The sequence below is a fragment of the Streptomyces sp. NPDC002055 genome (assembly GCF_040296705.1).
Taxonomy (GTDB): domain Bacteria; phylum Actinomycetota; class Actinomycetes; order Streptomycetales; family Streptomycetaceae; genus Streptomyces.
Genome location: NZ_JBEOXS010000054.1, coordinates 42,137 through 48,898 on the forward strand (window position 1 = coordinate 42,137; position 6,762 = coordinate 48,898).

The 6,762-nt window shown below is 73.9% G+C and carries 8 protein-coding genes; 4 read left to right on the top strand and 4 right to left on the bottom strand.

Features of this window, described 5'->3' with window-relative positions; translation table 11 throughout:
* Positions 1-110: 110 nt before the first annotated feature.
* Positions 111-1,160 carry a phosphatidylinositol-specific phospholipase C domain-containing protein gene (locus ABT112_RS27225; protein ID WP_351513929.1) on the top strand — a complete coding sequence of 350 codons (1,050 nt, stop codon included), beginning with the start codon at positions 111-113 and terminating at the stop codon, positions 1,158-1,160.
* Positions 1,161-1,481: 321 nt separating this feature from the next.
* Positions 1,482-3,068 (top strand): apolipoprotein N-acyltransferase, encoded by a 1,587-nt coding sequence (lnt, locus tag ABT112_RS27230; protein WP_351513931.1) that lies wholly within the window; start codon positions 1,482-1,484, stop codon positions 3,066-3,068.
* On the opposite strand, the gene ABT112_RS27235 is transcribed toward lnt, so the two are convergent.
* A complete protein-coding gene (locus ABT112_RS27235) occupies positions 2,992-3,897 on the bottom strand; it encodes a Gfo/Idh/MocA family protein (protein WP_351513932.1) in 906 nt (301 codons plus the stop codon). The genes lnt and ABT112_RS27235 overlap by 77 nt on opposite strands.
* Positions 3,898-4,077: 180 nt before the next feature.
* Between ABT112_RS27235 and ABT112_RS27240 the strand changes: the two genes are divergently transcribed.
* Complete coding sequence (locus ABT112_RS27240; RefSeq protein WP_502975461.1) at positions 4,078-4,596, top strand: DinB family protein; 519 nt, start codon at positions 4,078-4,080, stop codon at positions 4,594-4,596.
* A 74-nt stretch (positions 4,597-4,670) separates the two neighbouring features.
* Entirely contained in the window at positions 4,671-5,132 is a 462-nt protein-coding gene (locus ABT112_RS27245; RefSeq protein WP_351513934.1) for a hypothetical protein, read from the top strand.
* Here the strand turns inward: ABT112_RS27245 and ABT112_RS27250 are convergent.
* The 3 genes from ABT112_RS27250 to ABT112_RS27260 all read right to left on the bottom strand — a co-directional run.
* Entirely contained in the window at positions 5,120-5,638 is a 519-nt protein-coding gene (locus tag ABT112_RS27250; RefSeq protein ID WP_351513935.1) for a hypothetical protein, read from the bottom strand. The genes ABT112_RS27245 and ABT112_RS27250 overlap by 13 nt on opposite strands.
* 207 nt (positions 5,639-5,845) lie before the next feature.
* Positions 5,846-6,514, bottom strand: coding sequence for a uracil-DNA glycosylase (gene ung, locus ABT112_RS27255; protein ID WP_351513944.1), 669 nt, complete (start codon positions 6,512-6,514; stop codon positions 5,846-5,848).
* A gap of 52 nt (positions 6,515-6,566) precedes the next feature.
* Positions 6,567-6,762: hypothetical protein (locus ABT112_RS27260; RefSeq protein ID WP_351513937.1), on the bottom strand; the 196-nt coding region annotated here is incomplete at its 5' end.

Consider the following 6,762-nt stretch of genomic DNA (forward strand, 5'->3'; position numbering starts at 1 on the left):
TCACCGGCGCCGCGCACTCCCGGCCGCACCGCGACGGTTCCTGACCACCGCTCAACTCCTTTACGCTGCTGCCACTTTCACCACCCCCCTCACACTGAAGGTGGCATCGCATGCGCACACTTCGCACGGCCGGCACCACCGCGTCCCTGGTGGCCGCGGGTCTCCTCGCCTCGGCCGGTCCGGCCGCCGCCGGGCCGTCCGGCACCGGAGACCTGGCGTACTCCGCCGGCACCGCGGTGGGCGTGCACAACGCCTACGAGAAGGACAAGTACCCCTACCTCGCCGATGCGTTGGACTCCGGGGCCGGGCTGCTGGAGTTCGACGTGTGGACGAACGGGCTGAGCAAGAAGTGGCGGGTCTCGCACCAGAACCCGGTGGGCAACGACAACAATTGCGAGAACGCCGGGTCCGCGGCCGAACTGCGCACCAAGTCGCGCAACCAGAGCCTGGACGGCTGCCTGGCCGACATGAAGGCCTGGCACGACGCGCACCCCGGCCACCGGCCGGTCATGCTGAAGATCGAGATGAAGGACGGTTTCAACAGCAAACGCGGCAAGGGCCCCGCCGAGTTCGACGCGCTGGTCTCCGCGAAGCTCGGGGACGCGCTGTACCGGCCCGCCGGTCTGCTCGGCCGGCACGCCACCCTCGATCAGGCGGTACGGGCCGAGGGCTGGCCGTCCCGGTCCGAACTGGCGGGCAAGTTCCTCATAGAGCTGATCCCCGGCACCGTCGAGGAGAAGAATCCGTTCGACTCGCTGTGGACCGACCGCGAGTACGCGGAGCACCTGCGGGACCTGGCCGCCGCCGGGACCTTCTCCCGCGCCACCGCGTTCCCGGCCGTCCACCACGCCGCCGCCGGTGACCCGCGGACCCGGTACAAGGACACGACCATCCGCCCGTGGTTCGTCACCTTCGACGGCGACGCCTCGTCGTACGTGACGGACTCCGGCATCGACACCGCCTGGTACGACCGGAACCACTATCTGGTGACCATGTCCGGGGCGCACGGTGTCGCGCCCGCGATCGACGCGGTGCGGCCCACGGAGGCCCAGGCGCGGGCCCGCGTCGCGGAGCTCGCGGCCGACCACGCCAGCTTCGCGACCAGCGACTGGTATCCGCTGCCCGGGGTCCTCTCCGCGGTTCTGCCCCGGGGGCGGTAGGCACCCGGCGGGGCCTCGGCCGCGATCCGCGGGCCGTACGAGCGCGGACACCCGGCCGCGGGCCGCGCGGCACGGCCCGCCGCACCGCGGGGACCGACGGCACGCAGGCCCCGGCCGGTGTCGCCCGGCACCGGCCGGGCGGTCCGGGGCCGCGGCCCGCTGCTCAGCTCCGCCGTCCACCCCCAGGGACGGCCGCACGGAGCCCCGCCGCGACCCGGCCGTCTGTCGCTGATCGTCGTACTCGCGCACACTGGTCGAACACAGGGCCGCAGGACTGACGGCCAGCACGAGGGAGTACGGCCAGCACGAGGGAGTCACGGCATGCGCGTGTCGGTCGACCGGTGGCGGCGGGCTCCGGCCTCGCCGTGGCAGCGCGGCGCGATCGCGGCCGTGGCGGGAGCCCTGCCCGCGCTGACCTTCCCCGAGCCGGCCCTGTGGTGGCTCGCCCCGGTCGCCCTGGTTCCGTGGCTGCTGCTGATCCGCTCCGCTCCGACCGGCCGCCGTGCGGCGTTCGACGGCTGGCTGGGCGGGGCCGGCTTCATGCTGGCGGTGCACCACTGGCTGCTCCCGAGCCTGCATGTCTTCACCCTGGTGGTGGCGCTGCTGCTCGGCGCGCTGTGGCTGCCCTGGGGGCTGCTCGTCCGGCGGCTGCTGGGCGGCGCGCCCGGGCGATGGCGGGCGAGCGCGGCGCTGGTGCTGGTGCCGTCCGGCTGGCTGATGGTGGAGCTGGTCCGCTCCTGGGAGAACCTGGGCGGGCCGTGGGGTCTGCTCGGCGCCAGCCAGTGGCAGGTGCCCGTGGCCCTGCGGCTCGCCTCGCTGGGCGGGGTGTGGCTGGTGAGCTTCCTGATCGTGGCGGTGAACACGGCCCTCACCCTGCTGATCGCACTGCCCGCCGCCCGGCGGGCCGCGGTGGCCGGGGTGGCGGTCTGCGCGGCGGCCGCCGGGGCGGCGTGGGCCTGGGCGCCGCTGCCGGACCGCACGGGCAGTGTGCGGATCGCGCTGGTGCAGCCCGGGGTGGTGGACGGGGTCGGCAGCCCGGACGCCCGCTTCGACCGAGAGGAGGCGCTGACCCGGAAGCCGGCCGTCCGTGACGCGGACCTGATCGTGTGGGGCGAGAGCAGTGTCGGCACCGACCTGGCCGACCGCCCCGACCTGCAGCGACGGCTCACGGCCCTCGCACGCGAGACCGGGGCCGCGCTTTTGGTGAACGTGGACGCGCCCCGCTCGGACCGGCCGGGCATCTACAAGAGTTCGGTGCTGGTCGGTCCGGCCGGGCCGGACGGCGGGCGGTACGACAAGATGCGCCTGGTGCCGTTCGGCGAGTACATACCCGCCCGGTCGCTGCTGGGCTGGGCCACCTCGGTCGGCAAGGCCGCGGACGAGGACCGCCGCCGGGGCACGGCTCCGGTCGTGATGACGGTGCCCGGCGCCCCGGGGCTGCGGATCGGGCCGCTGATCTGCTTCGAGACGGCGTTCCCCGACATGAGCCGGCATCTGGTGAAGGACGGTGCGGCGGTGCTGACGGCCCAGTCCTCGACCTCCACCTTCCAGCACAGCTGGGCACCGGAGCAGCACGCCTCCCTGGCCGCGCTGCGGGCGGCGGAGACCTGGCGCCCGATGGTGCACGCGACCCTGACCGGAGTGAGCGCGGTGCACGGCCCCCGCGGTGAGCCGGTGGGCGGCCGGCTGGGCACCGACAGCAGCACCGCGGCGGTGTACGACGTGCCGCTGGCCACCGGCCAGAGTCCGTACGTCCGGTTCGGTGACTGGGTGGTGTACGGCTCGGTGGCGGCGCTCGTGCTGTACGGCGCCGCCGAGGTGGCACGCTCGGTCAGGAGGCCTGCTCCAGGGCCCGGCTCACCACCCGCTCGCACAGCTCATGGGTCCGCAGCGCGTCCTCGGCGGTGAGCGGCGCCCCGGTGCGGACGGCGTCGAGGAAGGCCAGGACGGCCTGTTCGATGCCGCGCTGCCGGGCCACCGGCACCCAGTCGCCGCGGCGGCGGATGCTCGGCTGGCCCTTGTGGTCGATGACCTCGGCGAGGTTGCGGACCTCCCGTTTGGTGTCCTGCCCGGAGACCTCCAGGATCTCCTCGGCCGATCCGCTCATCCGGTTCATGGTGCCGATGGCGGTGCAGTCCGCGCCGGACATCTGGAGCACGACGTGGTGCAGCAGGCCGTCCCGCACCCGGGCACGCACGTCGATGTACTCGGCGGGAGCGGGCAGCAGGAAGCGGAGGGTGTCCACGACATGGATGAAGTCGTCGAGGACCGCGGTGCGCGGGTCCTCGGCGAGCCCCACCCGGTTCTTCTGCATGAGGACGAGATCCCGCGGGTGGTCCCGGCACTGGGCGTAGCCGGGGGCGTAGCGGCGGTTGAAGCCGACGGCCAGGCCGACGCCGCGCTCCTGGGCGAGCCGGACGATCCGCTCGCTGTCGGCGTAGTGGTAGGCGAGGGGCTTGTCCACGTAGGTGGGCACACCGGCCTCCAGCAGCCTGCCGACGATCTCCGCGTGGACGGCGGTCGGGGCGTGCACGAACGCGGCGTCGGGGCGGGCCGCGAGGAGCCCGTCGAGGTCGCGGTGGAGCCGGTCCCCGGGGATGCGGTGGGCGGCTCCGAGCCGCTCCAGCGTGGCCGGGGTGCGGCTCTGCAGATGGAGCTCCAGGCCGGGCTGGGCTCCGAGGACCGGCAGATACGCCTTCCGGGCGATGTCGCCGAGTCCGATGCAGCCGACCTTCACCTGTGCTCACCTCGGTTCCGTGCAGGGTCCCCGCCGGCGGTGTCGTCCCGCCGACGGCAGCATACGTGGGGCGGCGGCGGCCGCCGGCAGGCGATGCCGTGGACGGTGCGCAGGGACCGCCGGGCACCGGGGCGGGAAACTCCCTGGCACGCTCCCCGGCGCCCGGACATGATGACCCGCATGACGACTGCTGAACGCACCGAGCCCCCCACCGTTGCCGACGAACGCACCATGCTGGAGAGCTGGTTGGAGTTCCACCGCGAGACGCTCGCCGCCAAGTGTGCGGGCCTGGACGAGAAGCAGCTGCGCGAGGCCTCCGCACCGCCGTCGATCCTCTCCCTGATGGGCCTGGTCCGGCACATGGCGGACGTCGAACGGCACTGGTTCCGCAACATCCTGGCCGGGGAGGACGGCGCGGCGCAGCCGCTGTACTGGACCGACGAGGAGCAGGACCGCGACCTCCTGCTCACCCCGGACGACAGCTGGGAGGAGGCCCAGGAGGTCTGGCAGCGGGAGATGGGACGCGCCCGCGAGGCCGCCGCCGGCCGCGGGCTGGACGACATCGGGGCCGGGGAGCACCACAGCGGAGAGCGCTTCTCCCTGCGCTGGATCTACGTCCACATGATCGAGGAGTACGCCCGCCACAACGGCCACGCCGACCTCATCCGCGAGCGGATCGACGGTTCCACCGGAACGTGATCCCGTCACCCCAACGGACCAGTCGGAGGGCGAATCGCTGTCCAACGGCACCCGGGAGCAGCAAAATGCCCCGGGTGCACCGATTCACCGCAGCAGTGGTCCTGCTCGCCTCCCCGGTCCTCGCGGGCTGTGTCACCGTCCCCCGGCAGCATCCGGTGAAGGAACCGCCCGTTCCGTCGCCCGCCTCGGAGTCCGCCGCGCCACAGATCGCCGAGCCCCGCTCGATCGACCGCATCGAGCGCATCCGGCCCGAGGCGACCCGGCACACCACCGGCAAGCTCCGCACTCCCCCGCCGCGCACTCAGCCGCCCGCCGCGGTGCCGCGTGCCGAGCGGCCGGGGCCCGACGTCCGGCAGCGGCCCGCCGTTCCCCGGCAGCGGGACGCCGGTCCCGTGGCACCCGCCAGGCCGCCCCGGTACACCCGCATCCCCGCTCCGGCGCGCACCGCCAACGTGTGCGACCTCGGCGAGACGTACGGCAAGTGGCGCCCGGGCAGCCCGGAGGCCCGGATCTGCCGCAGGGTCTACGGCAAATGACCGCCGGGCGGCGCCGGGTCGCCGGTGGAGCCGCCGAGCCGTAGCTCCAGCCGCGCGATGGCCGCCCGGACGCCGTCGCCGTACTCGTCGTCGCCGAGCACCCGGGCGCTCTCCCGTGCCCGGCGGAGCGCCCGGCGTGCGGCCTCGGGCCGGCGCAGCTTCACATAGTCCGCGGCCAGGTTCAGGTGGATCGACGGATAGAAGGCACGGACGGCGACGGCGGTACGGGAGGCGGACGGGGACCGGGAGCCGGCGTGACTGTCGGCCGCCCGCAGCGCCCGGACGTCCCAGACCAGCTCGTCCGCGGGATCGTCCTGGGTGTCGGCCATGTAGTGGGCCAGCGTGCAGCGGTGCAGCGGATCGCCGGCCTCGCCGATCTCCGCCCACAGCTGGGCGAAGCGGTTCCTCGCCTCCTCGCGGTCGCCCGCGCGGTGGAGCATGACCGTCTGCCCGATCCTCGTCATGACGGCGTCCTCGGACACCTCCCCCTGCTGCTCACGGACCATCTGACCTCCCGCGCTCTGGCGGCAGCCGCAGCGGGACGGCGCCGGCCGCCGCACCCGGCCGCCGCCCCCACACTCTCAGGGCCGGGCCCCGCCCGCCCGTGGAGCGCTGCCAGGCCGGTGACCGCCCGCCCGGGGCGGGGGCGGGCGGGCCCGTCGGACGGGCCCACCCGGTCACCGGGGCCCCGGCCGCTCCGGCGGGGCAGCGCGTCAGCCGAGGTCCGGGATCCGCCAGTCGACCGGCTCGTGGCCCTGCGCGGCGATCGCCGCGTCGATCTGCGAGAACGGGCGGCTGCCGAAGAACTTCTTCGCCGAGAGCGGGGAGGGGTGGGCGCCCTCGACGACCGTGTGCCGCTCGGTGTCGATCAGCGGGAGCTTCTTCTTGGCGTAGTTCCCCCAGAGGACGAAGACCGCCGGGTCCGGCCGGGACGAGACGGCGCGGATCACCGCGTCCGTGAACTTCTCCCAGCCCTTGCCCTTGTGCGAGTTCGCCTCTCCCGAGCGGACCGTCAGCACCGCGTTGAGCAGCAGGACGCCCTGCTCGGCCCAGGGCATCAGATAGCCGTTGTCGGGGACCGGGTGGCCGAGGTCCTGCTGCATCTCCTTGTAGATGTTCCGCAGGGAGGGCGGGGTCTTCACCCCGGGCCGCACCGAGAAGCACAGACCGTGCCCCTGGCCCTCGCCGTGGTACGGGTCCTGCCCGAGGATGAGGACCTTCACCCGGTCGAACGGGGTGGCCTCCAGCGCCGCGAAGACCTCGGCGCGCGGCGGGTGGACCGGACCGTTCGCCCGCTCCTTCTCGACGAAGTCGAGGAGCTCGGTGAAGTAGGGCCGGTCCAGCTCCTCGCCGAGGACGCCGCGCCAGGACTCGGGCAGCATGTCGGTCACGTCAACAACCTCCGGGGTGTGATCCGTTCTTCTCCGTCAGAACCTACCGGCGACCACTGACGACGCCCCGGCCCGGTTCTGCGAGGACGGCAAGCTCCTCCTGTCGCGGACAGGCGCTGGCGTTGTCCCTCGGTGCGCTGCTCTGCGCCTGTCCGACCGGTTGGGAACCGAGCCGCACGGCGCCGGAGACCCACGGGTCCACCCCGGAGGGCCACTGCACCAGGGAACCGGCGCGGAAC